The organism is Streptomyces sp. NPDC057616 (assembly GCF_042800575.1).
Lineage (GTDB): Bacteria > Actinomycetota > Actinomycetes > Streptomycetales > Streptomycetaceae > Streptomyces.
Window position 1 is genome coordinate 40,698 of sequence record NZ_JBHVGU010000037.1, and the last position, 25,700, is coordinate 66,397.

Consider the following 25,700-nt stretch of genomic DNA (forward strand, 5'->3'; position numbering starts at 1 on the left):
GACGGAATTTAGGCTGGGAAGGTGAGCAGCCAAGCGCCGAACGAAGCCCGAGTCATCGAGCTGCGCCCCTCGCAGGGCGCGCGCCCCGTCGCCTCCCCGCCCGTGCGGCGGCCGCCCAGGGAACCCCTCTGGCGCGACCTGGTCGGCGACGTCCTGCGGCGCGAACGCCTCGCCCAGGAGCGCACCTTGAAGGAGGTGGCCGACGAGGCCCGGATCTCCATGCCCTACCTCTCCGAGGTGGAGCGGGGCCGCAAGGAGGCCTCCTCGGAGGTCCTCGCGGCCGCCGCCCACGCCCTGGGCCTCGGCCTGGGCGACCTGCTGTCCCGGGCCCAGGGCGAACTCGTCCGGATCACCAGCCACAGCCAGGGCCGCAGCCGGACCACCTCCACCCCGCGCAACAACGGTCTGTGCCTGGCGGCCTGACCGCGCGGCCGGACCGGCGTCTCAGACCGTCACCAGGCGGCGGCTGACCACCTCGTCCGCCAGGCCGTAGGCGACCGCGTCCTGCGCGGTGAAGACCTTGTCGCGGTCCATGTCCGCGCGCAGGGTCGCGATGTCGTGGTGGGTGTGGCGGGAGAGCACCTCCTCCACCTGGGAGCGGATCCGGACCATCTCCTTGGCCTGCAGGGCGAGATCGGAGACCGTGCCCTGCCGGCCGCCGGAGGCCGGCTGGCCGAGCAGCACGCGCGCGTGCTCCAGGACGAACCGCCGTCCCGGATCGCCGCCGGCCAGCAGCACGGCCGCCGTGGAGGCCGCCTGGCCGACGCAGAACGTCGAGATCGGCGCCTGCACGAAGGTCATCGTGTCGTAGATCGCCATCAGCGAGGTGAAGGATCCGCCGGGGGAGTTGATGTAGATCGCGATCTCGTTCTCCGGAGCCGCCGACTCCAGATGGAGGAGTTGCGCGATGACGACGTTGGCGACGCCGTCGTCGATCTCGGTGCCGAGGAAGATGATCCGCTCGGACAGCAGCCGGCTGAAGACGTCCGAGGAGCGCTCGCCGTGCGCGGTCCGCTCGATGACGTACGGAATCGTGTAGTTCCCCATGTCACAGTCCCATCCGTCGCTTCGAGGCGGTCGGGCGGACGTCCGCGAGGGAGTCCAGGACCCGGTCCACCATGCCGTACTCCATGGCCTCCTCGGCCGTGAACCAGCGGTCGCGGTCGCCGTCGCGCGAGATGGTCTCCGGGCTCTGGCCGGTGTGCTCGGCGGTGAGCCGCTCGATGGTCCGCTTGGTATGCTCCAGGTTCTCCGCCTGGATCTCGATGTCCGCGGTGGTGCCGCCGATCCCCGCCGACGGCTGGTGCATCATGATCCGCGCGTTCGGCAGGGCGTACCGCTTGCCCGCCGCGCCGACGCTCAGCAGGAACTGGCCCATGCTCGCGGCGAAGCCCATCGCGAGGGTCGAGACGTCGTTGGGGATCAGCCGCATCGTGTCGTAGATCGCCAGACCCGCGTGCACCGAACCGCCCGGGCTGTTGACGTACAGGCTGATGTCGGTGCGCGGGTCCTCCGCGGACAGCAGGAGCAGCTGGGCGCAGACCCGGTTCGCGGAGACCTCGTCGACCTGGGTGCCCAGGAGCACGATGCGCTGGCCGAGGAGTTGGGCCGCGAGATGGTCGTCGAACCGGCTGGGTGGGGTGTCGCCCTCCTCCGCGCGGGGCGAGAAGGCGGTGAGTGGAGTCATGGTCTCTCCTGTCGGGGCGTCGGGCCGTGTTGCCGTCGACTCCACTCTTGGCCCGCCCGCGCCCGCCGACGCCGTTTCTCTGCCCGCGGCAGATTCGCCACGGGCAGAGCCCCGCCGGCACGGTCCCCTCAGACGGGGCCCGCCTCATCCGTCCTCGCGGAAAACCGGTGTCAGCCCTTCTCGCGCAGCTGCCGGAAGAACGCCCGCACGTCGCCGACCAGCAGGTCCGGCTCCTCCATCGCCGCGAAGTGACCGCCGCGGTCGAACTCTGTCCAGCGCACCAGGTTCTCCGTGCGCTCCGCCTTGTGCCGCAGCGGGAGCTGGGGCTCGGCCGGGAAGACCGCGAGCGCGGTGGGCGCGGCCGACGGCTCGGTGGGCAGAGCCTGGCGGCCCGTGGCGTGCGCGCGCTCGTAGTAGATGCGGCCGGCGGAACCGGCCGTGCCGGTCAGCCAGTACAGCATCACGTTGGTGAGCATCCGGTCCCGGTCTACGGCCTCCTCGGGCAGCAGCGGCGAGTCCGTCCACTCCTGGAACTTCTCGACGATCCAGGCGAGTTGGCCGACGGGCGAGTCGGTCAGGGCGTACGCCACGGTCTGCGGCCGGGTGGACTGCAGGATGGCGTAGCCGGTGCCCTCGCGCGACCACTCGCTCCACCGGCGCCACGACAGCAGCGCCCGCTCCTGCTCCTCCGTGCCGAGCTCGTCCAGCTCCTCCGGCGTCGGCTCGGTGAGCTGCTGCCCGCCCGGAAGCAGATTGAGATGGACCCCGGTCACCCGGTCGGGGTGCGCCCGGCCCAGCTCGCGGGAGATCGCGGCGCCCCAGTCGCCGCCCTGCGCCCCGAACCGCTCGTAGCCGAGCCGCCTCATCAGCTCGGCCCAGGCGTCGGCGACGCGGCCCGCCTCCCAGCCGGTGTCCGCGGGCGGGCCGGACAGCCCGAAGCCGGGGATGCTCGGGATCACGAGGTGGAAGGCGTCGGCCGGGTCGCCGCCGTGCGCCGCGGGATGGGTGAGCGGCCCGATCACGTCCAGGAACTCCACGATCGAGCCGGGCCAGCCGTGCGTGAGGATCAGCGGGGTCGCGTCGGGCTCGGGGGAGCGGATGTGGGCGAAATGGACGGTCGAGCCGTCGATGGTGGTGGTGAACTGCGGCAGCCGGTTGAGCTCTGCCTCGGCGGCCCGCCAGTCGTAGGAGTGACGCCAGTACGTGGCGAGTTCACGCAGGTAGTCGGCGGGTACGCCGTACGACCAGCCGGTGCCGGGCAGCTCGTCGGGCCAGCGGGTGAGGTCGAGGCGGTGGTGCAGGTCGTCGAGGGTGCTCTGCGGGATGTCGAGGCGGAAGGGCCGGATGCCGGCGGAGGGCTCTGCGTTCTCTGCCGTGTCGGCAGGCGAAGACGTCATGTGCGGAGCGTAGTTCCGGTAGGTGCCGCGGCCATCCGGATTAACCGGCCCGTCCACCGATGAGTTCCGTGGCAGGCATCAGTCGTTAGAGGTGACCGCGTTTCGCGCCCCACGAGGAGAAGACATGACCACCGACGGATTCACCACGTGTCTCTGGTTCGACGGCCAGGCCGAGGAGGCCGCCCACTACTACGTCTCGGTCTTCAAGAACTCCAGCGTCGGCAGGGTGTCGCACTACACCGAGGGCGCCATGCAGCCGGCGGGCACCGTGCTGACCGTCGAGTTCACGATCAACGGCCACCGGTTCGTCGCCCTGAACGGCGGCCCCCAGTTCAAGTTCACCGAGGCGATCTCCTTCCAGATGTTCTGCCAGAACCAGGAGGAGATCGACTACTACTGGACCAAGCTCACCGAGGGCGGCGGCGAGCCCGGCCCCTGCGGCTGGCTGAAGGACCGCTACGGCGTCTCCTGGCAGGTCATCCCCGAGCGGCTGGACGAGATGATCAGCGACCCCGACACGGCGAAGTCGTCGCGCGCGATGCAGGCGATGCTCTCCATGGGCAAGCTCGACATCGCCGCGCTGGAGAAGGCCTACACGGGCGAGTGACGCCGTCCTGCCGCGCCGGCTTGACGGCCGGCCCGCCGCCACCGGGCGGGCGGACCGGCCGTGTCCGCCCGCCCGTGACGCGGACGGTGCCTGCGCCGGCGCCGCCGCCTCGGCGGCGCTCAGCGCCTTGCCGTACACCCTGAAGTCGTCGACCTGGCCCTTGAGATACGGGTCGGCGTACCGCGGCCCGCCGACGTAGCCGGCGCGGATGCGGTTGCCGAAGTGCCGTGGCTCCACGGTGACCTGTGCGTTGCGGCCCGCCTCGGTGCCGTCGGCGTACAGCTCGGCGGTTCCGCCGCCGTAGGCCACCGCCACGTGCATCCACCGGCCGGTGGGCAACGGGTCGGCGTCGATGCGCTGTTCGGCGCCCGCACCGCTCGCGGTGATCGCGTACCGCGGCGTGCCGTCACCGCTGAGCGGGGTCAGGAGCAGGTCGGCGTGACGCCGGTGTCGACGTCGAAGATCCGGCTCCAGGGGCCCGGCCGCCGTCGAGCCGCACCCATGCGGCGAGGGAGTAGGCGGACGCTCCGGCCAACAGGTCCTCGGCGAGGGCGACATGGCCGTCCGTGCCGTCCAGCGCCACCGCCCCGCCGAGCTTCCCGGACGCCGACCAGGAGGCCCCCGCCCGGGAGCCGGGCCGTCCTGCCGTTGCCGGTCGCGTGCGCCGCGACGGTGCCTGACGTCTCGTCGAAGCGGTGTCAGGCCGCGAACTCCGGCGGCGGGGGCGGGGGTTCGCCGGTGAGCCAGTACACCGAGAAGTGCTGGTGGTGGACGCGGGCGACCGGCAGCAGGGTCACGTCCTCGCCGTCCGCGCGGGCGGTGAAGCGCGGTGGGGCGACCGCTGCTCGACCGAGCCGACGTCGAGGCGGGGCAGCCAGGGGTTCGCCCGGTCGCCGTGGGCCGGCGAGCACCACCGGGCCGTGCAGCACCGCCTGGACGTCGGGATCGTCGGGGGTCGCCTCGACGACCGTGCGCATCGGCAGGGTGACCTCGATCCGGTCGCAGGTGCGCCAGGCGCGGTCCAGGGAGAGCAGGCTGCCCGGTTCCGGACGGTCGGGCAGCGCACGGCCGTTGAGGATGGCGCGGGCGCCCGAGGCCCAGGAGGGGATGCGGATCCGCAGACGGTGGGCGGCCCGCTCGCAGGTCGTCTGGCCCGAGCAGGGCATCACCCGGCGGCAGACCACGGGACTCCAGAGGCTCCGCCCGCCCGGCGTTCCCGGTAACGCCTCTGTTTCCGATGGTGAATTTCCGCGCCCGAAGGGTTGGCGGGGCACCGCGGGCTGGTTATCGTTCACGCACTTCACTCAATCGTTCCGCTGAACGAATAGCGAGAGGGGCGGTCGGTCCATGCCCGACATCCACCAGCCGGGGCGCCGCTCGGTGCTCGCCGCGGGCGCCGCCGCGGCCTCGCTCGGTGCGTCCTGGCTGCTGACCGGCTGTACGGGCGCCGACGCCGCCCCCGCGGTGCCGGCCGCCGCATTGCGCGGCGCACCCGACCGCGGCGGCACCCTGCGGATCGCCCGGCCGCCCGCCTCCGACGCCGAGACCCTCGACCCCGCGAGCTCCCTGTCCGCCTACGAATACCTGGGCGCCCTCTACAACCGGCTCGTCCGCATCGGCCCCGACGGCACACCGGCGCCCGACCTGGCCGAGTCCTGGGAACCGGACGGCGCCGCGCGCACCTGGACCTTCCGGCTGCGCAAGGGCGTCACTTTCCACGACGGCCGCGCCTTCACCTCCGCCGACGCCGCCTACACGCTGCGCCACATCCTCGACAAGGCGACGGCCTCCCCGCAGGCGTCCGTGCTCGCCCCACTCGTCGACCCGAAGCGGCTGCGCACACCCGACGCCCACACCCTCGTCGTCCCGCTGAAGACCCCGAACGCCGAGTTCCCGAGCCTGCTCACGCACTACAACTGCTACGTCGTCCCCGACGGCGGCGGGCGGGCCGCCGGCCGCACCGGCATCGGCACCGGGCCCCCTTCAGGCTGGAGTCCTTCGCACCGGCCGGCCCCGGCCGTGTCACCGCCTACCGGGACCACTGGGCGGGCCGCCCGGTCCTCGACGCGATCGACTTCTACTCCGTCGCCGACATGTCCGCCCGCTCCAACGCCCTGCTCGCCGGCCAGGTCGACCTGCTGTCCCAGACGAACCTGGACTTCGCCACCGCCCGCGTCGTCGCCGCCTCCGACCGCGCCACGATCGCGCGCGTGAAGAACGCCCAGTGGTACGTGCTGCCGATGCTCACCACCGAGAAGCCCTTCACCGACGTCCGCGTCCGGCAGGCCATGAAGCTCGCGTACGACCCCGAGCACGTGGTGAAGGCCGCTCTGCAGGGCGCGGGCACGGCCGGCTGGGACAACCCGGTGCCGCCCGACGACCCGGCGCACCTCGCGGCCCATCCGCAGCACGATCCGGACCAGGCCCGGTTCCTGCTGAAGAAGGCGGGCCACGAGGGACTCGCCGTCGACCTGTACACCTCCTCGTACGACCCCCTCTTCACGCCGATGGCGCTCGCCTACCAGGACACGGCGAAGCGGGCGGGCATCCGCGTCCGGGTCAGGACGGCGTCCGCGGACTCGTACTACACGCAGATCTGGATGAAGAAGCCCCTGATGGCCACGTACTGGTACACCGGCCGCCCTGTCGACCAGCTCCTCACCCAGATCTTCCGCAGCGGCTCCTCGTACAACGAGACCGCCTGGTCCGACAAGGAGTTCGACGCCGTGCTGGACCGGGCGCGCGCCGAGACCGACGACGCCAGACGCCGTGAACTCTACGGCCGGGCACAGACGTTGGTGATCGAAAGAGGCGGCGCGATGACGCCCATGTTCGCGGACCGGCTCGTCGGCATCTCGCGCGAGGTGCGCGGATACGCCGAGCACGGCTTCGAGTTCGACTATCTCGGCATCGGCCTGAAGGGGGCGTGAGCATGCTGTCCTTCGTCGCCCGCCGGACCGCGGCCGCGCTCGGCACCCTGCTGCTCTCCTCCGTGCTGGTCTTCCTCGCCGTGCAGGCACTGCCCGGCGACGTGGCCACCCAGGTCCTCGGCAAGGACGCGACCCCGGACGCCGTCGCCCAGCTGCGCGGCAGCCTCGGCCTCGACAAGCCGGCCTGGGAACGCTACGGCGACTGGGTGTGGGGCGCCCTGCACGGCGACCTCGGCGTCTCCCTCGTCACGGGCAAGGCGGTGGGCGGTGAAGTCGCCCAGTACCTGGGCAACTCCGCGCTCATCGCCGTGATCACGGTCCTGTTCGCGGTGACCGGCTCGCTGGTCCTGGGCATCGTCGCGGGCCTCCACCGCGACCGCTGGCCCGACCACCTCATCTCGACGGTCAGCCTCGTCGGCATGAGCGTCCCCGAGTTCGTCGTGGCCACGGTCCTGGTGCTGTGCTTCTCGATCGCACTGCCCTGGTTCCCCGCCGTCGTCCTCTACGGCCCCGAGGCCACCGTCGGCCGGCTGCTGCCCGCCGTCTGGCTCCCGGCGCTCGCCCTCGCCGTGGTGATGGCCGCCTACATCGTCCGCATGGCCCGCACCTCGGTGATCGACGTGATGGCGAGCGAGTTCGTCACCACCGCCCGGCTCAAGGGCCTGTCCACCTGGCGGGTCGTCACCCGGCACGCCCTGCCCAGCGCGCTGCTGCCCACCCTGCACGTGATCGCGCTCAACGTGGCCTGGCTGCTCGGCGGCGTCGCCGTCGTCGAGAACGTCTTCAACTACCCCGGCATCGGCAAGCTGATGCTCTCCTCGGTGCAGAACCGGGACCTGCCCGTCGTCCAGGCCATCGCCCTGATCAGCGCCGTCGTCTACGTCGTGTGCAACCTCGCCGCCGACCTCGGCGCCATGGCCCTCAACCCCAGGCTCCGCACCCGAGGGAGGACCCGATGACCGCGCTCGACTCCGCAGCCCCGGTCGCCGCCCCGGCCCCACCCGCCGCGGCACGCGTCTGGCGCACCCTGCGCTCCTCGCGCACCGCCGTCGCCGGCCTCGCGATCGTCGCCGTCCACGTCGTGATCGCCCTGCTGGCCCCGCTCCTCACCTCCTACGACCCCGTCGCGAGCGACGCCTCGCACGCCCTCCTCGGCCCGAGCGGGTCGCACTGGGCCGGCACCGACCAGTACGGGCGCGACGTCCTCGCGCGCGTGCTGTACGGCGGCCGGTACGCGCTCGGCGTCTCCGTCACCGCCACCGTCCTGACCGTCGCCCTCGGCACGGTCGTCGGCTGCGCGGCCGCCCTGCGCGGCGGCTGGTTCGACGACGTGCTGGGGCGGGTGCTGGACGCGGTGCTGTCCATCCCCGCGGTCCTGGCGCTGCTGGTCGTGGTCACCGCGCTCGGCACCGGCTGGGCGGTCATCGTCCTCGCCGTCGCCGTCGTGTTCGTCCCCCAGGTGGTACGGGTCGTGCGCGGCGCCGCCCTCGCCGTCGTACCCGCCGACTACGTCACCGCCGCCCGCGCCCGCGGCGAGGGCACCTGGCCGATCCTGCGCCGCGAGATCCTGCCGAACATCGTCGACGTGGTGTGCGTCGAGTTCGCCATGCGGGCCTCCTGGGTCGTCCTGCTGATCTCCTCGCTGTCCTTCCTCGGCTTCGGCGCCAACCCGCCGACCCCCGACTGGGGCCTGATGGTCGCCGAGAACCGCACCGCCATCACCGTCGTCCCGATGGCGAGCATCGCGCCGATCGTCGCCCTGGCCACGCTCGTGATCGGACTCAACCTCGCCGCCGACGGCCTGTCCAGGACATGGGGCGTCGACCGCGTCAGGGAGGGCCTGTGATGAACCCGCTCGTCCGTGTCGACTCCCTTTCCGTGGCCTACCGTTCGGGCGGCCGTGAGGTACCCGTGGTGCACGAGGTGTCGCTGCGCGCCCACGTCGGGCGGACGCTCGCGCTGGTCGGGGAGTCCGGCAGCGGCAAGTCGACCCTCGCCGCGACCCTGCTCGGGCATCTGCGCCACGGCGCGCGGGTCACCGGCGGCTCGGTCCACGTGGACGGCCAGGACGTGTTCGCGCTGCCCGCACGGGAGTTGCGGAGGTTGCGCGGCGGGACGGTCGCCCTGGTCGCCCAGAACGCGGGCCAGGCACTGACCCCCTCCATGCGCGTCGGCCGGCAGATCGAGGAGGCGGGCGGCACCGTCCCCGTCACCGACCTGCTGGAGCAGGTCCGGCTGCCGGGCCCGGCCGAGCTGGCCCGCCGCTATCCGCACGAGCTCTCCGGCGGCCAGCAGCAGCGTGTCGCCATCGCCATGGCGATCGCGGCCCGCCCCAAGGTGCTGGTCCTCGACGAGCCCACGACCGGCCTGGACGTGGTCACCCAGCGCGGCGTGCTGGACCTGATCGCCGCCCTGCGCGACGAACTCGGCCTGGCGGCCGTGCTGGTGAGCCACGACCTCGGCGTCGTCGCCCACCTCGCCGACGAGGTGTGCGTGCTGCAGTCGGGCCGGGTCGTGGAGTCGGCCCCCACCCGGCAGCTGTTCTCCGGGGCGCGCGAGCCGTACACCAGGCGGCTGCTGGCGAGCGTGCCGCGGCTGGACGACGACGGTCTCGCCGTGGTGGCCGAGAGCGGGGAGCGGGAGATCCGGCCGCGGGCCGTCGTGCCCGAGGACGCGGCCGTCGCCGTCTGCGCCCGTGACGTCATCGTCGACCACGGCAGGACGCGCGCCGTCGACGGCGTCTCGTTCGAGGTGCGGCGCGGCGAAGTCCTCGCCCTGGTGGGGGAGTCGGGCAGCGGCAAGTCCACGCTGGCCTGGACCCTGGCAGGGCTGCACACACCGTCCGGCGGCACGCTGGCCCATGGGGCGGGCGACCTGGCCCGGCCCGCCCGGCGGCGCCCGATGTCCCTGCGCCGCCGGGTGCAGCTGGTCTTCCAGAACGCGGACACCTCGCTCAACCCCCGGCGCACGGTCGGGGACGCGGTCCGGCGCCCGCTACGGTTCTTCGGCACGGCGGCGGCCCGGGGCGAGGCGGCCGAACGCGCCCGCCGCCTCATCACCGACGTACGCCTCGACCCCGCACTCGCCGACCGGCTGCCCGCCCAGCTCTCCGGCGGCCAGCGCCAGCGCATCGGTATCGCACGGGCGCTGGCGGGCGAGCCGGACGTGCTCGTCGCCGACGAGATCACCACCGCGCTGGACGTCTCGGTGCAGGCCGACGTGCTCCGCCTGGTCGACGACCTGCGCCGGGAGCGGGCGCTGGCCTGTCTGTTCATCAGCCACGACCTGGCCGTGGTGCGCGGCATCGCGGACCGCGTCGTGGTGCTGCGGGACGGCGTCGTGGTCGAGGAGGGCCCGACCCAGGCCGTCTTCGCCGACCCCGGCCACCCCTACACCTGCCGGCTGATGGCGGCCGCGCTCGAACCCGATCCCGACGCACAGGCGCCCGCCGGTCGAGTCCGGGAATGGGCCGACGCGGCCGAGGACGGCGACCTGTGGACCGACCACGGCCACGGGCACCGCGTCCGCCGCTGGCGGCCCGTAGCCGCCCAGGACGGACAGGACGGACCCGACGCCCAGGACGGCCCGGACACTTCGTCCGCCTCGATCGCCGAAGGAGTTTCGTGAGGTACCGCGACCGGTTCGAGCACCAGGTCGTCCGCGAGGACGTGTGGATCCCCACCCGCGACGGCGCGACCCGGCTGCACGCCCGCATCTGGCGCCCGGCCGACGCGGCCACCGCCCCGGTGCCCGCGCTGCTCGAGTACCTGCCGTACCGCAAGAGCGACTGGACCGCGCCGCGCGACGCCCAGCGCCACCCCTGGTACGCCGGGCACGGGTACGCCTCCGTCCGCGTCGACATCCGCGGCCACGGCGACAGCGAGGGCACGCCCGGCGACGAGTATGACGCCCAGGAGCTCGCCGACGGCGTCGACGTGGTCAACTGGCTTGCCGCGCAGCCCTGGTGCACCGGCAAGGTCGGCATGTTCGGCATCTCCTGGGGCGGCTTCAACTCCCTGCAGATCGCCGCCCTCGCGCCCGAACCGCTCAAGGCCGTCGTCACGGTCTGCTCGACCGACGACCGCTACGACAACGACGTCCACTACACCGGCGGCGCCGTCCTCGGCATCGACATGCTCGCCTGGGCCGGCACCATGCTCGCCTTCGCGGCCCGCCCGCCGGACCCGGCGAACGTCGGCGCGGACCGCTGGCTGCCCATGTGGCGCGAGCGCCTCGACGCTCTCGAACCCTTCCTGCACACCTGGCTCGCGCACCAGCGGCGCGACGCCTACTGGAAGCACGGCAGCATCTGCGAGGACTACGGTGCCGTCGACGCGGCCGTGCTCGCGGTCGGCGGCTGGCACGACCCGTACCGCGACACGGTGCTGCGCCTCGTGGAGCACCTGCCCGGCGACCGGGTACGGGGCATCGTCGGCCCCTGGTCGCACCAGTACCCCGACCGCGGCCTGCCGCCCGGACCGGCGATCGGGTTCCTCCAGGAGACGCTGCGCTGGTGGGACCAGCACCTCAAGGGCGTCGACACCGGAGTGATGGAGGAGCCGCTGCTGCGCGCCTGGCTGGGTGGCCCCGTCGCGCCCGCCCCGACGTACGCGGAGATGCCGGGCCGCTGGGTGAGCGACGCGAAGTGGCCCAGCCCGCACGTCACTTGGGACACCCGGCCGCTGGGCGAGAGCCGCGAGCCCGTCCTCGTGCGCTCGCCGCAGCACACCGGGCTCGACGCAGGCCGCTTCTTCCCGTTCGGCAACGCCGGTGACCTGCCGCCCGACCAGCGCGAGGAGGACGGGCGGTCCGTCTGCTTCGACTCCGCGCCCCTGACCGGGCGCATCGAGATCCTCGGCCGCCCACGGGTCCGCCTCCGCCTCGACAGCACCGCACCACGGGCCCATGTCGTGGCCCGGCTGTGCGACGTCGCCCCCGACGGCTCCTCCACGCTGGTCACCCGGGGCGTGCTCAACCTGCTCAGCAGGCACGGGCGGGACCGGGCCGTCGAGTGGACCCCCGGCACGTACGAGGACGTCGAGTTCGACCTCAACGGCATCGGGTACGCCTTCCCGCCCGGCCACCGCGTCCGCGTCGCCGTCTCCGACACGTACTGGCCGTGGGTGTGGCCGCACGCCGAACGCGGCGCGCTGCACGTGGTGCCCGCCGCCAGCGCCGTCCTGCTGCCCGTCCGCGACCCCGTCGACGAGGCACCCGTCCGCTTCGAGGAACCGGAGCAGGCGCCCCCCATGCCCGTGGTCCACGACGTGCCCGCCGACCCGCGCCCCGAGCGGCTGGTCTCGCACGACGTCGCCCGGGGCGAATGGACGCTGGAGGTCGATCCCGGCTACGGCGGCACCCGGACGTACCCGGACGGGCTGCGCTACGAGGAGAGCGCCCGCGAGACGTACACCATCCGCACCGGCGATCCGCTGTCCGCACGGGCCGTCTCCGAGTGGTGCATCCGGCTGCGGCGCGGGGACGACTGGGACGCTGAGATCATGACGCGCACGGAGCTGCGCGCCACGGCCGCGGACTTCATCATGGACAGCCGTATCGAAGCACGGGCGGACGGAGAGACAGTGGCCGAGCGCGCATGGCACCGCACCACCCCGAGGACGTCGGGATGACGGCCGCCGAACAGCCCCGGCAGAGCGCGCGCGGCCCGCGCCGCGCGGTCGCCGCCGCCGACCGGACCCGGCAGCCCACCGAGGTGCGCCGGCGCCTGATCGTCGAGGCGGCCGTCCCGCTCATCGCCGAGCGCGGCTACACGTCGGTCGGCGTGCGCGACGTGGCCGCGGCGGCGGGGGTGTCCGTCGGAACCGTCACCTACCACTTCGGCAGCGTGCAGGAGATCCTCTCCGAGGCCATGGTGCTGCACATCGAGCGCTACTACGCCGCCCTGCACGAGGCCGCCGAGCACGCGACCAGTGGCGCCGAGGCCCTCGGGCTGCTCGTGGACGCGCTGTTCACCGAGGACACCGACCGGCACTGGCGGATGTGGTTCGACTACTGGACCGCGGGCGAGCAGGCCGCGGACGAGGGCTTCGCCCGCGGCCAGGCCGAGCGCTACCAGGCCTGGCACCGCCAGATCCGCGAACTGGCCGAACGAGGCGTCGCCGACGGGGAGTTCAGCTGCGGCGACCTCGACGGCTTCACCGTCCGCTTCGCCGCCCTCGCCGACGGGCTCGCACTGCAACGGCTGCGCCAGGCACCCCCGTTGAGCACCGAGGAGGCCCGCCGGCACCTCAACCGGCTCATCGAGCGCGAACTGTTTCCGCGACCGTCCGCGTGATCGCCCGGGCGATCCGCAGGATGCCGGGGGAGCGCGCCGGGCACGGCCTCGGCGTCGGGGTCGTCGGCGCCAGGCAGAAGTGCAGGTAGTCCTTGCCGAAGTGGAGTGCGGTGCGGTCGCGGCCGGGGTCGGTGCAGTAGGCGGTGTGCCGGTGCTCGTAGGCGGTGCAGGGCAGGTCCTGGGACCAGGTGTAGCGGGCCCCGGCGGGACTCACCGCGGCGCCCGCGTCGGAGACCAGGTCGCCCGAGGCGGCGGCCTGTTGCCCGTACATCTCGTTCACCCGCCGGACCCGGTCGGGGGTGATCGGGTCCGGGCCCTGGAGCACCCACACGATCTTCGGGCGCCTGCTTCCGCCCGCGGCGGCGATCTGCTCGGTGAGCCGGCGCAGGTCGGCGCGGTAGCGCGTGAAGTATTGCTGCTGCGAGGCGTTGTAGGTGATCCCGTCCATGCACCAGGTGTAGCCCCACGCGTTGCCCCAGAACTGCAGCACCACGTAGTCCGGGTGCCGGGCGCGCACCAGCGCGGCCGCCTTGTCCGCGTCCGGCACGAGGGACCGCTTCCCGGTGCCCTCGAGGTAGTCGCACAGGGTGGTGCCCGAGTACGGGGCGCTGGTGTACGTCGCCCCCAGGTCCGTGCGGAGCTGCTCGCCGAGGACGTTCTGCGCCTCCATCGCCAGCGAGTCCCCGAGATAGAGCACCCGGGGCCGGACCGCCGGAATGCCCGGGGAGGCGGGCGCCGGCTGGTGGGTCGTGGTGGCGGACCCCTGCGGCGGCGCGGGGGAGGGCGGCGCCTGCGGCACGGACGACGGATCGGTGCACGCACCGAGCAGCAGCACTCCGGCCAGCAGCGATCCCACGATCCACGGCTTCCGCATACGGCGACTCCTGCACCGGCGACCGAAAACGGCTCACCAGGCAAGCACACACGGGCCCAACACGGAAGTCACAGAGGTGAGTTCAGGAACCGTCCAGCCGCTCCAGGAGCTCCAGCAGATCCGTCAGCGGCAGCGGCTTGGCCAGATGGGCGTCGAACCCGGCCGCCCGGGACAGCGCGCGGTCGGTGCCCTGGCTGAACCCCGACACCGCGATCAGCCGCGGTGTGTCACCGCCCGTCCGGGCGCGGATCGCCCGCGCCACCGCGTACCCGTCGATGTCCGGCAGGCCCAGGTCGCACAGCACGACGTCGAAGGAGCGGGCCTCGGTGGCGGCGAGGGCGTCCCGGCCCGAGTGCACCGCCGTGACGTCGTGGCCCTGGCGCGCCAGGAGCGTGCGGTAGGTCTCGGCCAGGTCGGCGTTGTCCTCGACGATCAGCAGGCCCAGCCTGCGGGGAGCGCTCGGGACGGCCGGCGGGCGGGAGTGCCGCGGGCCCGCGGAGCCGGTCGTGTGCAGCAGCACCGTGAAGGCCGCGCCCTTGCCCGGTCCGTCGCTGTGCGCGCTGATCACGCCGCCGTGCAGCTCCACCATCGTCCGCGCCACCGCCAGTCCCAGCCCCAGGCCCTCGGGGGTGTCCGGGCCGGCCGGTGCCGCCCGCATGAACACCCCGAACAGCTCCTCGGCCTGGGCGGGTTCGAAGCCGATGCCGTCGTCCCGCACGGTCAGCCGCGCCCGGCCGTCCGCGGCCGTCAGCCCCACCTGCGTGTGGCCGCCCGGCCGGGTGTACTTGAGGGCGTTCGACAGCAGGTTCGTCAGCACCTGGGCGAGCCGCAGCCGGTCGCCGTCGACCAGCACCGGCTCGGCCGGCAGCACGACGCCGAGCGTGCGGCCCTCGTGCCCGAACAGGCCGCTGATGTCGGCACATGCGCCGTGCACGACGGAGCGCAGGTCGACCGGGTCCCGCACCAGCTCCAGCCGTCCGGTCACCGCCCGCGTGCCGTCCAGCAGGTCGTTGCTCATCCGCGCCAGGATGCCCAGCTGCCGCTCCAGGACGGACAGCGCCGGATGGCCCTCCGGCATGTCGAGGGCGAGCAGTTCGGTGGCCGCGGTCGCCGCGGCCAGCGGGTTGCGCAGCTCGTGCGAGAGCGTGGCGATGAAGCGGTCCTTGGCCTGTTGCTCCTCCCGCAACCGGCGCCCCGCCGCGGCGAGTTCGGCGTTGGCCCGGCTCAGCTGCTCGTTCACCTCGCGGATCTCCCGCGCCCGTACGAACAGGTCGATCTCCATCCCCTCGGCCCGCATCTGCGCCTCGGCAGCGGCCCGCTGCTGCTCCCGGCCGACCCGGCGCTGGCGCACGAAGTCCGTGACGTCCTCGACCCGGTGGATGATGTACCGCACCCGCCCGTCGTCGCCCAGGACCGGCGTGTTGACCGGGCTCCAGTACCGCTCGCTGAAGCCGCCCTCCTCGCCGTTGGGTATGTCGTAGCGCTGCAGGGCCATCGTGTCGGTACGGCCGCTCGCCGCCACCGTCTCCAGCGAACGGCGCAGATTGGCGACGCCGTCGGCCGAGGGGTCGTCCGGGTTGTCGGGGAACGCGTCGAAGATCGGGCGGCCGACGATGCTGCGGTCCGAGCGGGTGGCCGCCAGATAGGCGCGGTTGACCTCGACGATCGTGAAGCCGGGGTCGAGGATGAGCAGCGGGGAGAGCGTCGCGTCGAACAGGCTCCGGAAGTCCGGGGCGTCGGGCATGGGCGGACCTCCGCGTCCGGTGCGGTCTCTCAGGGGTCGAGGCGGTAGCCGTAGCCGCGCACCGTGGTGATCCGCGGGGCCGGCCCGGACGACCGGGCGAGCTTGCCGCGCAGCCGGTACACGTGCTCCACGACGGTCGCCTGCTGCTGCCAGGAGGCGTCCCAGATCCGCTCCAGCAACTGCTCGGCCGAGAACACCCGGCCCGGCGCGGCGGCCAGCATCTCCAGGAGCGCGTACTCCTTGGGGCGCAGCGTGAGCGGGTCGCCGCCGACGGACGCCTGGCGGGCCGCGCAGTCGATGCGCAGCGCGCCCACCTGGAGCACGCTCGGCAGCTCCGGTGGCTGCGAGCGGCGCAGCACGGCCCGGATGCGGGCCACCAGCTCCCGCTGCGAGAAGGGTTTCACCAGGTAGTCGTCCGCGCCGATCTCCAGGCCCGCCACCCGGTCGGCCTCCGCGCCGCGGCCGGTGACGACGATGACCGGCAGCCGGCTGGTGGACCGCAGCGCCCGCAGCAGCTCCAGGCCGCTGCCGTCCGGCAGCCCCAGATCGAGGACGGCGAGGTCGACACCGCCCTCGTACAGAACGGCTTTTCCGGCGCGTGCGTCCATGGCCCAGGTGACCGTGAAGCCCGTGCGCTCGAGATAGGAACGGCACATCAGTGCGAAGTCGGGGTCGTCCTCGATCAGAGCGAGGTGCGGACGCATGCCGCATCACCCGGCCCATCTGCCGGCCACCAGTTGTGTCCCTGGTGAGCGGGCGTTGATGTCCCGACCATGTGGCGAAGGTAGAACAGTAAATGCCCACGGTTCAAGGGGGAGCCGCCCGGGGGAGTTCCGGCACGGGCTCGCGCGATGCGGGGATGCCACAACCATCGCACGAGCCCGTGCCGGAACGCGCTTCACCAGAGCCTGAACGCGCCTCCGGTGTGACGGCGAGGCGTCAGATCCGGTCGGCGACGATCAGCAGGTACTGGAAGCTGCCGTTCTTGTACGCCGTGAGGAACGTGTCCTCGATGCCCGTGACCAGATGGTCGGCCTGCCGGCGCACCTCCCAGTAGGGGATGGCCTCGGCGGTGAGGTCCTGGACGTGGACGGGGACGAGGCGGTTGCGGGCCATCGCCCGGAAGTACTCCGAGCGCGGATGGATGTCGCAGATGTAGTGGGCGTTGATGAGGGACACCTCGCGGGACGCCTGGCCGTAGGCGTCGTTGTAGCAGCCGGTGATCACCGCGTAGCGCCCGCCCCGGCGCAGCAGCCGGGCGTGCTCGGCGAACAGCAGGTCCAGCTCGACGTACATGGTCGACTCGTTGTTCCACGAGGCGGCGTAGGCACCGGTCTCGAAGCCGGTGTCGAGCATGTTGCGGTGGTGGTAGCGCACCTGGCCGTCGATGCCCCGCTTGCGGGCCTGCTCGTTGGCGAACGCGGCCTGCTTGGCCGAGATGGTCACGCCGTCCGCCTGGCAGCCGTGGCGCAGATGGGCCACGACGCTGCCGCCGCCACGCCCGCAGCCGGCGTCGAAGACACGGTCGGCGGGGGAGAGCGGACCGAGGTGGCCGGCCAGCAGTTCGGCCTGGGCGTGTTCCAGGCGGTGCAGTTCGGTGGTGATCCGCTCCCGCCGGCGCGCCGGGTCGGCCTCGTCGAGCACGGAGCGGTCGGCGTCGCCGATGCCGTAGTGATGGTGGTACAGGTCGTCGAGCTTGCCCAGCTCGAGGTTGACCGGATTCTCCTCGGCGTTCCAGTAGTCGGCGACGCGGTTCTGGTACCTGGACTGGGTCGGCACCGGTGCCGCCGTGGTGTCGGCGTCGGGGGCGATGGTCAACAGATGACTCCTTGTAGTACGGCTGACATGACGCCAGTAGCGCTGCTTTTACCAGTAGTTGGGCAGGGAGTAGCGGTGGGTGTTGGTGGCGTGCCACTCGTGGTTCCCGGCCACCCAGTCGGACAGCCCCTGGGCGTAGCGCTCCACGGGCGGAGAGGTGGCGGCGAGCAGGACGGACTCCTCCTCGAACGCCTCCATGATCTCGTTGTGGATGTCGACGGCCTTGAGATACGCGGCCTTCAGCCCGCACCGCTCGTTGGCGGCGACGACCTGCGGCAGGTTGAGGTGGGTGGGATCGCCGGCCAGCTCCTTGGTGAAGGAGTACAGGTCGTTGACGATGGTGGTGGCGTTGCAGGCGAGGGCGGTGATGCGCTGGATCTCCGGGCGGGCGTAGACCTGCTCGGGCAGTTCGTAGCCGTCCACCGCGTCGACGATCGACAGACAGGGACGGAAGTTGTTGAACTGCCGCATCACCAGGTACTCCCAGACCTGCGGCACATGCCGGGTCTCCGCCCACGCCGCCTCGGCGAGATAGCCGAGGTGCAGCCGGGCGATGTCGTGCACGAAACGGTCGGTCTGGCTGGGCGTGGCCACGGCGGCGTAGTCCTTGAGCGCCCAGTGGTACGAGCGCAGCGGACCGTCGGCCTGCACGCCCCGCGCCCACTGCTCCTGCAGCAGCGGCGGACCCTGGAAGGGGTCGAGAGCCGACTGGGCCAGGATCAGCCGGCCGCCGAGGCCGCGGCGGGCGGCGCCCCTGCCCTCGTCCTCCTCGCAGTAGCAGCTGTCGACCAGGTTCTCGGCCAGCAGCAGTTTGCCCGCGGCGGTCAGCCGCTCCATGTCGGCCGCCGCGGGATGCTGCAGGACCACGGCCCGGCCGAACTGGAAGCCCGAGAAGTCCCCCGACCACGCCTTGGGGAACAGGTCGAGGTCGTGGGCCCAGGCCTCCAGTCTCGTGTCGACCTCCTCCACCTTGGCCGGATCGGCGGGGGCGACGGGCCGGTACCGCAGGCCGGGGATCGCCCCGGTCCGGCGGGCCCGCACGCTCCGGGCCAGGTTGGGCGGCCCCGGCAGCGCGGCCGGGGAGGCGGGCGTACTCATGGCGTGCTCCACCCTCAGTCGGCCGTCCGGCCGAGCTGGACGTTCTCCAGGATTCCCGCGGCGTCCGGCACCAGGATGGCCAGCGAGTAGTAGGCGGTCACCAGGTAGCGGATGATCGCGGCCGTGTCGATGCCCATGAACCGTACGTTCAGGCCCGGTTGGTACTCCTCCGGGATGCCCGTCTGGTACAGGCCGATCACTCCCTGGTCACTCTCCCCGGTGCGCAGCGCGATGATGCTGCTGGTGTGCTGGGGGCTGACCGGGATCTTGTTGCAGGGGAAGATCGGGACCCCGCGCCAGGCCGGGATCTCGTGCCCCTCGACGGTGGCCGTGCCCGGCACCAGACCCCGCCGGTTGCACTGCCGGAAGAACGCGGCGATCGCCTTCGGATGGGCGAGGAACACCTTGGTCTTCCGGCGCATGGCGAGCAGTTCGTCCATGTCGTCCGGGGTGGGCGGGCCGGTGAAGGTGCTGATGCGCTGGCCGTAGTCGACGTTGGCCAGCAGCCCGAACTCCCGGTTGTTGACCAGCTCCCACTCCTGGCGCTCGCGGATCTCCTCGATGGTCAGGCGCAGTTGCTGCTCGGTCTGGTTCATCGGGTCGTTGTAGAGGTCGGCGACCCGGGTGTGCACCCGCAGCACGGTCTGGGTGAGTGACAACTCGTACTCGCGCGGGGCGAGTTCGTAGTTCACGAAACCGCCGTCGAGCGTGTGCTCGCCGACGTGGCCGGCCTGCACGGGCACGTCCGCCTCGCCCTTGCGGTTCATCGGCAGCTTCTGCCGCTCCGCGAACGCCGCCAGATGCGCCGCGAGGGACGGCACCCGCTCGGTGAGCTCCGTGACGACGTCCCAGGGCAGCACCAGCACCACGCCGGCCGTCTCCGCCCGCACCGAGCTCAGCCACAGCGGGTCGGACTGCCCGATGGCCTCGTCGCCCATCTGGTCGCCGTCCGTGACGACCCCGATGATCTCCTCCTCGCCGTACTTGCCGGCGGCGTAGCGGGTGAACCTGCCGTGCACGACGAGATACGCCTCGGTGACCGGCTGGCCGGCCTCGAACAGCACCTGCCCGGCCCGCACCTCGCGCACCCGGAAGCGGGTCGCCACCTCCCTGAGGACGTCGGTCTCGGAGTAGCCGCGCAGCACCGGCAGTTCGGTGAGCGTCTCCGGGATCACCTTGATGTCGTCGGCGCCGTTCTGCTCGAACTGCACGCGGCCGCGCCCGATGCGCAGCTGCAGCCGCCGGTTGACCCGGTAGGTGCCGCCCTTGACGTCCACCCAGGGCAGCGACCGCAGCAGCCAGCGCGAGCTGATGGCCTGCATCTGCGGTTCGGACTTGGTCGTCGTGGTGAGCTGGCGCGCCGCCTGGGTGCTGAGACTGGTGAGCTGCGCCTGACCGTCGGGTTCGGGGACGGGTTCCTCGGTGGCGGGACCGGAGGCGCTTTCGGGGGCGGACACATTCCCTCCCTGGGGATGCACATGGCGAGGTACAGGGGTGAACGGAGTGGTCGGAGAGGAAGGCGACTTCGTGGCGGCCGACGGATACGAACCGCATGTAAAAGCCAAACAGTTGTGATCGCCACGCGGTACGGCGCGAGGGGGGCGGCTTCACGGCCCGGAGGCGCAAACTCCGCGGACGAGGCGGCGGAGCGTCGGCGACGTGATCGCGCGCCGGTGATCATCCCTCCCCGCTCCGGCGTACAGGGCGCACGGCCACCTCACGGACACGGCGCACCGCGCGCCCCCCGCGGCCCTCGTCGCGCTCAGGACCCGTCGTTCACCAGCACCGCGGCGCCGTCGAACCGCCCGGCCTTGAGGTCCCGCAGCGCCTCGTCGGCCCGCGACAGGGGATAGGGGTGCGTGGTGGCGCGCACGCCGTGCCGGGCCGCCAGCGCCAGGAACTCCCGCGCGTCCGCACGGGTGTTGGAGGTCACGCTGCGGAGCTGCTTCTCGTAGAAGAGCTCGGTCTCGTAGTGCAGCGGCGGGGTGTCGCTGAGGTGGATGCCGGCGACCGCGAGCGTGCCGCCGCGGTCGAGCGCGCGCAGCGCGACCGGCACCAGATCGCCGACCGGCGCGAACAGGATCGCGCTGTCCAGCGGCTCGGGCGGCATCGCGTACGCGTCCCGCGCCGAGGCCGCGCCCAGTTCGAGCGCCAGCCGCTGCGCCGCCGCCCCGCGGGTGAGGACGTGCACCCTGGCGCCCTCGGCCAGCGCCACCTGGGCGCACAGGTGCGCGCTGCCCCCGAACCCGTACAGCCCGAGCCGTCCGCCCGGCGGCAGCGCCGCCCGCCGCAGCGCGCGGTACCCGATGATCCCGGCGCACAGCAGAGGCGCGAGCGCCACGTCGTCGACGGAACCGGGCAGCCGGTGGGCGAAGGCGGCCGGCACGGTCGTGTACTCCGCGTAGCCGCCGTCGGCGTCCCAGCCGGTGTAGCGCGATGCCGGACACAGGTTCTCGTCCCCGCGCGAGCAGTACGCGCACGTGCCGTCCGTGTGCCGCAGCCAGGCGACCCCCACCCGGTCGCCGGTCGCGAAGCCCTCCACCCCGGCCCCGAGCCCGGCCACCACGCCCACCACCTCGTGCCCCGGCGTCACACCCTCCCGGTGCACCGGCAGGTCGCCCTCGGTCACGTGCAGATCGGTGCGGCACACCCCGCACGCGCGCACGTGCACGAGCAGTTCGCCGTCCGCCGGCCGCGGCACCGGCTTCTCCCCGTACCGGAGCCCGCCCTTCTCGACGGGCCCGGCCGTCCGCACCGTCCATGCCCGCATGGTCCCGTCCGTCATCGCGCACCCCGTCCCGTCGCCGTCCGTTCCCCCCGCCGTGAGGGCCCGATCCCCGTGCTCCGCGGCCCCTCACCCCAGTCTGAAACGGACCCCGGCGTTCGGCGCGCGCTTCGCCGCAGGGATGGCTAGCGTGAGGAAACGGACCAGATTCCACCTATTCGGGAGAGGGCCGAGTCATGGCCGTACAACCTGAGGGAACCCCCTGCTGGGCCGACGCGATGTTCGGCGACCTCGAGGGCGCCAAGACCTTCTACGGCGACGTCCTGGGCTGGACCTTCGGCGAGTCGTCGTCGGAGTACGGCAACTACACGCAGGCCTACGCCGACGGAAAGGCGGTGGCCGCCGTCGTCCCGCCGATGTCCGGGCAGGAAGGCCAGTCGCAGTGGTGTCTGTACTTCGCCTCCGCGGACGCCGCCGCCACCGCCGCCAAGATCCGTGACAACGGCGGCGAGGTGCTGATGGAGCCCATGCAGGTCGGCGAGTTCGGCACGATGTGCCTGAGCCGCGACCCCAGTGGCGTGGTCTTCGGCGTCTGGCAGGCGGGCACCCACGAGGGGTTCGAGGCACCGCCGCAGCAGCCCGGGGCGTACTGCTGGGCGGAGGTCTTCACCCGTGAACCGGGCAGGTCCGACGCCTTCTTCACCTCGGTCTTCGGCTACGAGGCCAAGCAACTGCAGGACGACGCCATCAACTTCCGCATGTTCGACCTGGGCGGGAACACCGTGCTCGGCCGGATGCAGATGACGGAGGACTTCCCGCCCGAGGTGCCGCCGTACATCAACGTCTACTTCACCGTCCCCGACTGCGACGACGCCGTCGCCCGGGCGACCAAGCTCGGCGGCGTGCTGCGGTTCGGGCCGATGGACAGCCCCTTCGGCCGGTTCGCCGCGCTCAGCGACCCGCAGGGCGCAAACTTCTCGGTCATCGACGTCACGACGACGGCCGGCGAGATGCCGCAGACCACCGACGTCTCCTGAACCCGGGCCGGGCGGCACCCCGGTCCATGGCATGATCGGGCGCATGCGTGAACGTGTTGTGGCCGCGTGCGACGGGGCTTCGAAGGGAAATCCCGGTCCGGCCGGCTGGGCCTGGGTCGTCGCCGACGAGACGGAGACCCCGGCCCGCTGGGAGGCGGGGCCGCTCGGCAAGGCCACCAACAACGTCGCCGAACTCACCGCGCTGGAGCGGCTGCTGACGGCCACCGACCCGAGTGTCCCGCTCGAGGTCCGGATGGACTCGCAGTACGCCATGAAGGCGGTCACCACCTGGCTGCCCGGCTGGAAGCGCAACGGCTGGAAGACCTCCGCCGGCAAGCCGGTCGCCAACCAGGAACTGGTCGTGCGCATCGACGCTCTGCTCGACGGCCGCACGGTCGACTTCCGCTACGTGCCCGCGCACCAGGTCGACGGCGACCGGCTCAACGACTTCGCCGACCGCGCCGCCAGCCAGGCGGCCAAGATCCAGGAGCCCGCGGGCAGCGCCCTCGGATCGGCCGAACCGCCCGCGTCCGCGGACACCCCGAAGCAGGGCGCCGCGAAGGCGGGCGGCGCGCGCCGCAAGCCCGGCGCCTCCCGGCAGGGCGGCGGCTCCTCCTCCCGCACCATCAAGGCGAAGTTCCCCGGGCGCTGCCTGTGCGGCCGCTCCTACGCGGCCGGTGAGTCCATCGCCAAGAACGCGCAGGGCTGGGGGCACCCGGAGTGCCGTACGGCGGAGGCCTCGGGCTGAGACCCCCGCCGTACTCGGGAAGGCGCGGTCGGCGCGGCGACCGTCAGGTGACCGCGCCGCGCCATTCGCCGGTCGCCCGGCCGCGTTCCTCGATGAACTCCTTGAAGCGCTTCAGATCGCCCTTGGTCTGCCGCTTCACGAATCCGAGCTTGTCGCCGACCTTCTCGGTGAGGTTGTCCGGATGGAAGTCCATCTGCAGCATGACCTTGGTGCGGTCGTCGTCCAGGCGGTGGAAGGTCACCACCCCGCCCTGACGGGCCTCGCCCGCGATCGTCGTCCAGGAGACCCGCTCGTCCGGGATCTGCTCCGTGATCTCCGCGTCGAACTCCCTGTGCACGCCGTTCACGCTGGTCACCCAGTGGGTGAGCGTCTCGGTGCGCTGCTCGATGCGGTCGACGCCGTCCATGAACTCGGGGAACGACTCGAACTGCGTCCACTGGTTGTAGGCGGTGTGGACCGGGACGCCGACCTCGATGGATTCCTCGACCTGCGACACGGGTGATTCCCTCCTTCGTGCTTACGCCGGTTGCGTCCGTCGCGGGTACCCGTGGCCCGTGGGGCAAACCACCACGCAAAAGGAATTGGGTGAATGTCCATTCACTGCGTAAGGTGAATAGGCATTCACCTTTTCTCTGCCCCCACACTGGAGCGTCGATGGACCAGCCAGGACCGATACCCCGCACCACCGAGGCGGCCGCCCCGCTGCGCGGCCGGCTCACGATTCCGGTGCTGGCGTTCGGCGGCATCCTCATGGCCGTCATGCAGACGGTGGTCGTGCCGCTGCTGCCCGACCTGCCCCGGCTGACGGGTGCCTCGGCGGGGGCGGTCTCCTGGACGGTCACGGCGACCCTGCTCTCGGGCGCCGTGCTCACCCCGGTCCTCGGCCGGGCCGGCGACATGTACGGCAAGCGCAGAGTGCTGACCTCGGCGCTCGTCCTGATGACCATCGGCTCGGTGATGTGCGCGCTGTCGTCCGACATCGCCGTCCTCATCACGGCCCGCGCCCTGCAGGGTGCCGCCGCCTCCGTGGTGCCGCTGTCGATCAGCATCCTGCGCGACGAACTGCCGCCCGAGCGCCGGGGTTCCGCGGTGGCGCTGATGAGCTCCACCGTCGGCATCGGCGCCGCGCTCGGCCTGCCGCTGGCCGCGCTGGTCGTGCAGTACTACGACTGGCACACCATGTTCTGGCTGACCAGCGCCCTCGGCGTGCTCGGCGTCGGCGGCGTGTGGTGGGCGGTCAGGGAGTCGCCGGTACGGGAGCCCGGACGGTTCGACGTGCCCGGCGCGCTGGGCCTGGCCGCCGGGCTCGTCTGCCTCCTGCTCGGGGTGTCCCAGGGCGGCCAGTGGGGCTGGGGGAGCGCACGGGTCCTCGGCCTGTTCGCCGCGACCGTCGTCGTCCTGGCCCTGTGGTGGTGGTGGCAGCTGCGCGCCGAGACGCCGCTGGTCGACCTGCGCCTGGTCTCCCGTCCCCGCGTCGGCCTCTCCCACGTGGCCGCACTGCTCACCGGATTCGCCTTCTACGCCAACTCCCTGGTCACCGCCCAGCTGGTGCAGGCGCCGAAGGCCACCGGCTACGGTCTCGGGCTGTCGATCGTGGAGACCGGACTGTGCCTGCTGCCGGGCGGCGTCACCATGCTGCTCTTCTCGCCCCTGTCGGCCCGTATCTCCGCCGCCCGCGGCCCCCGCATCACGCTCGCCCTCGGTGCCGCCGTCATCGCCTGCGGCTACGTCGTGCGCATCGCCGACAGCCGCGACCTCTGGATGATCATCCTGGGCGCGACGGTGGTGTCGACCGGCACCACCCTCGCCTACTCGGCGCTGCCCACCCTGATCCTGCGCGCCGTCCCGGCCGAGCAGACCGCCTCCGCCAACGGCGTCAACGTCCTGATGCGCACCATCGGCCAGGCCACCTCCAGCGCCGCCGTCGCCGCCGTGCTCGTCCACCACACCAGCCCGGTCGGAGGCGCCCTCGTGCCCACCCTGCACGGCTATCTGCTCGCCTTCGGCATGGCCTGCGCGGTCGCCCTGATCGCAGGCGCCGCCGCCCTGAGCATCCCCGGCGACCCCGGGACTGGCACGACACGCCGTACCCGAGGCGGTACCCGAGACCGCCGCGACGAGGCGCTGGAGGGAGCATGAGTGCCGTGAGCACTCCTCCCACCGCGGCCGGCGCCGCGCCCGCCCGCCGCGACGCCGAGGCGACCAAGGCGGCCATCCTCAGGGCCGCCCGGTATCTGCTGGCCCGGCACGCGCACGGCGACATCACGCTCAAGGCGGTGGCCGAACGCGCCGGTGTCAGCGCACCGTTGATCCTGAAGTACTTCGGCAACAAGGACGCGCTGTTCGCCCGCGTCATGTCCTTCGAGGCCGACGCCGAGGCCCTGCTCGACGCCCCGCTGGACGAACTCGGCCGGCACATGGTCCGGCACGTCCTGGTCAGCCAGACGCAGCAGGGCGCCGACCCGCTCCTGCGGATCGTGTTCGCGCCCCTGCACGGCGCGCAGGGCGACATCCTGCGCGCCAACTTCCGCACCCAGGTGACCGATCGCCTCACCGCGCGCCTGGACGGCCCCGACGCCGGCCTGCGGGCGGAGCTGGCCGTCGCGGGCCTGCTCGGCCTCGGGGTGATGTTCGGGATCGCCCGCGGCACGCGGGTGCGGGGCGCCCCGCTGGAGGACGTGGTGGACCGGTACGCGCCCACGGTGCAGGCGCATCTCACCCCGGCCGGCGGCGGATGAAA

At 72.6% G+C, this 25,700-nt stretch carries 24 protein-coding genes and 2 pseudogenes; 13 read left to right on the forward strand and 13 right to left on the reverse strand.

The window, feature by feature from the left end:
- The first annotated feature begins 21 nt into the window (after window positions 1–21).
- Window positions 22–423, forward strand: a complete 402-nt coding sequence (locus ACFU97_RS35725; protein WP_384264851.1) for a helix-turn-helix domain-containing protein — start codon at window positions 22–24, stop codon at window positions 421–423.
- 21 nt (window positions 424–444) lie between these two features.
- Here ACFU97_RS35725 and ACFU97_RS35730 read toward each other — a convergent pair whose 3' ends face one another.
- The 3 genes from ACFU97_RS35730 to ACFU97_RS35740 form a co-directional block, all read right to left on the reverse strand.
- On the reverse strand, window positions 445–1,047 hold the full coding sequence (locus tag ACFU97_RS35730; protein WP_384264853.1) for a ClpP family protease: 603 nt from the start codon (window positions 1,045–1,047) through the stop codon (window positions 445–447).
- 1 nt (window position 1,048) lies between these two features.
- Window positions 1,049–1,687, reverse strand: coding sequence for an ATP-dependent Clp protease proteolytic subunit (locus ACFU97_RS35735; RefSeq protein WP_384264855.1), 639 nt, complete (start codon window positions 1,685–1,687; stop codon window positions 1,049–1,051).
- Between the two features lie 170 nt (window positions 1,688–1,857).
- Window positions 1,858–3,084, reverse strand: coding sequence for an epoxide hydrolase family protein (locus ACFU97_RS35740; RefSeq protein WP_384264857.1), 1,227 nt, complete (start codon window positions 3,082–3,084; stop codon window positions 1,858–1,860).
- Window positions 3,085–3,208: 124 nt separating this feature from the next.
- Here ACFU97_RS35740 and ACFU97_RS35745 point away from each other — a divergent pair, with 124 nt between their 5' ends.
- Window positions 3,209–3,691 carry a VOC family protein gene (locus tag ACFU97_RS35745; protein ID WP_384264859.1) on the forward strand — a complete coding sequence of 161 codons (483 nt, stop codon included), beginning with the start codon at window positions 3,209–3,211 and terminating at the stop codon, window positions 3,689–3,691.
- Between the two features lie 165 nt (window positions 3,692–3,856).
- Here ACFU97_RS35745 and ACFU97_RS35750 read toward each other — a convergent pair.
- Both ACFU97_RS35750 and ACFU97_RS35755 read right to left on the reverse strand, forming a co-directional pair.
- Window positions 3,857–4,249, reverse strand: a pseudogene (locus tag ACFU97_RS35750) (LamG-like jellyroll fold domain-containing protein); the annotation flags it as partial.
- 140 nt (window positions 4,250–4,389) lie between these two features.
- Window positions 4,390–4,875 carry a hypothetical protein gene (locus ACFU97_RS35755; RefSeq protein ID WP_384264861.1) on the reverse strand — a complete coding sequence of 162 codons (486 nt, stop codon included), beginning with the start codon at window positions 4,873–4,875 and terminating at the stop codon, window positions 4,390–4,392.
- A gap of 163 nt (window positions 4,876–5,038) precedes the next feature.
- Here ACFU97_RS35755 and ACFU97_RS35760 point away from each other — a divergent pair.
- The 7 genes and pseudogenes from ACFU97_RS35760 to ACFU97_RS35790 form a co-directional block, all read left to right on the forward strand.
- Window positions 5,039–5,608, forward strand: a pseudogene (locus ACFU97_RS35760) (ABC transporter substrate-binding protein); the annotation flags it as partial.
- A 71-nt stretch (window positions 5,609–5,679) separates the two neighbouring features.
- Window positions 5,680–6,621: an ABC transporter substrate-binding protein gene (locus ACFU97_RS35765; protein WP_384264943.1), complete on the forward strand. Its 942-nt coding sequence runs from the start codon at window positions 5,680–5,682 to the stop codon at window positions 6,619–6,621.
- A gap of 2 nt (window positions 6,622–6,623) precedes the next feature.
- Window positions 6,624–7,580: an ABC transporter permease gene (locus ACFU97_RS35770; RefSeq protein WP_384264944.1), complete on the forward strand. Its 957-nt coding sequence runs from the start codon at window positions 6,624–6,626 to the stop codon at window positions 7,578–7,580.
- The gene (locus tag ACFU97_RS35775) at window positions 7,577–8,467 is read left to right on the forward strand and encodes an ABC transporter permease (protein WP_384264863.1); all 891 of its coding nucleotides are present in this window, start codon (window positions 7,577–7,579) and stop codon (window positions 8,465–8,467) included. The genes ACFU97_RS35770 and ACFU97_RS35775 overlap by 4 nt, the downstream gene beginning before the upstream one ends.
- Window positions 8,467–10,248, forward strand: a complete 1,782-nt coding sequence (locus ACFU97_RS35780) for a dipeptide ABC transporter ATP-binding protein (protein WP_384264865.1) — start codon at window positions 8,467–8,469, stop codon at window positions 10,246–10,248. Before ACFU97_RS35775 ends, ACFU97_RS35780 begins: the two co-directional genes overlap by 1 nt.
- Window positions 10,245–12,251, forward strand: coding sequence for a CocE/NonD family hydrolase (locus ACFU97_RS35785; RefSeq protein ID WP_384264867.1), 2,007 nt, complete (start codon window positions 10,245–10,247; stop codon window positions 12,249–12,251). Before ACFU97_RS35780 ends, ACFU97_RS35785 begins: the two co-directional genes overlap by 4 nt.
- Entirely contained in the window at window positions 12,248–12,916 is a 669-nt protein-coding gene (locus tag ACFU97_RS35790; RefSeq protein ID WP_384264869.1) for a TetR/AcrR family transcriptional regulator, read from the forward strand. The genes ACFU97_RS35785 and ACFU97_RS35790 overlap by 4 nt, the downstream gene beginning before the upstream one ends.
- Here ACFU97_RS35790 and ACFU97_RS35795 read toward each other — a convergent pair.
- The 7 genes from ACFU97_RS35795 to ACFU97_RS35825 form a co-directional block, all read right to left on the reverse strand.
- The gene (locus tag ACFU97_RS35795; protein WP_384264871.1) at window positions 12,879–13,790 is read right to left on the reverse strand and encodes an SGNH/GDSL hydrolase family protein; all 912 of its coding nucleotides are present in this window, start codon (window positions 13,788–13,790) and stop codon (window positions 12,879–12,881) included. The two genes, ACFU97_RS35790 and ACFU97_RS35795, sit on opposite strands and share 38 nt — an antisense overlap.
- An 82-nt stretch (window positions 13,791–13,872) precedes the next feature.
- The gene (locus ACFU97_RS35800) at window positions 13,873–15,534 is read right to left on the reverse strand and encodes an ATP-binding protein (protein ID WP_384264873.1); all 1,662 of its coding nucleotides are present in this window, start codon (window positions 15,532–15,534) and stop codon (window positions 13,873–13,875) included.
- A gap of 29 nt (window positions 15,535–15,563) precedes the next feature.
- Entirely contained in the window at window positions 15,564–16,238 is a 675-nt protein-coding gene (locus tag ACFU97_RS35805) for a response regulator transcription factor (RefSeq protein ID WP_384264875.1), read from the reverse strand.
- A 235-nt stretch (window positions 16,239–16,473) separates the two neighbouring features.
- Entirely contained in the window at window positions 16,474–17,352 is an 879-nt protein-coding gene (locus ACFU97_RS35810; RefSeq protein ID WP_384264877.1) for a geranyl diphosphate 2-C-methyltransferase, read from the reverse strand.
- Between the two features lie 48 nt (window positions 17,353–17,400).
- Window positions 17,401–18,450 carry a family 2 encapsulin nanocompartment cargo protein terpene cyclase gene (locus ACFU97_RS35815; protein ID WP_384264879.1) on the reverse strand — a complete coding sequence of 350 codons (1,050 nt, stop codon included), beginning with the start codon at window positions 18,448–18,450 and terminating at the stop codon, window positions 17,401–17,403.
- 14 nt (window positions 18,451–18,464) lie between these two features.
- Window positions 18,465–19,907, reverse strand: coding sequence for a family 2B encapsulin nanocompartment shell protein (locus tag ACFU97_RS35820; protein ID WP_384264881.1), 1,443 nt, complete (start codon window positions 19,905–19,907; stop codon window positions 18,465–18,467).
- 305 nt (window positions 19,908–20,212) lie between these two features.
- Window positions 20,213–21,220: a zinc-binding alcohol dehydrogenase family protein gene (locus ACFU97_RS35825; protein ID WP_384264946.1), complete on the reverse strand. Its 1,008-nt coding sequence runs from the start codon at window positions 21,218–21,220 to the stop codon at window positions 20,213–20,215.
- Window positions 21,221–21,411: 191 nt separating this feature from the next.
- Between ACFU97_RS35825 and ACFU97_RS35830 the strand changes: the two genes are divergently transcribed.
- Both ACFU97_RS35830 and ACFU97_RS35835 read left to right on the forward strand, forming a co-directional pair.
- Window positions 21,412–22,212 carry a VOC family protein gene (locus ACFU97_RS35830; RefSeq protein WP_384264883.1) on the forward strand — a complete coding sequence of 267 codons (801 nt, stop codon included), beginning with the start codon at window positions 21,412–21,414 and terminating at the stop codon, window positions 22,210–22,212.
- Between the two features lie 31 nt (window positions 22,213–22,243).
- On the forward strand, window positions 22,244–22,960 hold the full coding sequence (locus tag ACFU97_RS35835; RefSeq protein WP_384264885.1) for a ribonuclease H: 717 nt from the start codon (window positions 22,244–22,246) through the stop codon (window positions 22,958–22,960).
- A gap of 43 nt (window positions 22,961–23,003) precedes the next feature.
- On the opposite strand, the gene ACFU97_RS35840 is transcribed toward ACFU97_RS35835, so the two are convergent.
- The gene (locus ACFU97_RS35840) at window positions 23,004–23,456 is read right to left on the reverse strand and encodes an SRPBCC family protein (RefSeq protein WP_384264887.1); all 453 of its coding nucleotides are present in this window, start codon (window positions 23,454–23,456) and stop codon (window positions 23,004–23,006) included.
- 158 nt (window positions 23,457–23,614) lie between these two features.
- Here ACFU97_RS35840 and ACFU97_RS35845 point away from each other — a divergent pair, with 158 nt between their 5' ends.
- Window positions 23,615–25,099, forward strand: a complete 1,485-nt coding sequence (locus ACFU97_RS35845; protein ID WP_384264889.1) for an MFS transporter — start codon at window positions 23,615–23,617, stop codon at window positions 25,097–25,099.
- Window positions 25,096–25,698, forward strand: a complete 603-nt coding sequence (locus tag ACFU97_RS35850; protein WP_384264891.1) for a TetR family transcriptional regulator — start codon at window positions 25,096–25,098, stop codon at window positions 25,696–25,698. The genes ACFU97_RS35845 and ACFU97_RS35850 overlap by 4 nt, the downstream gene beginning before the upstream one ends.
- Window positions 25,699–25,700: the final 2 nt, after the last annotated feature.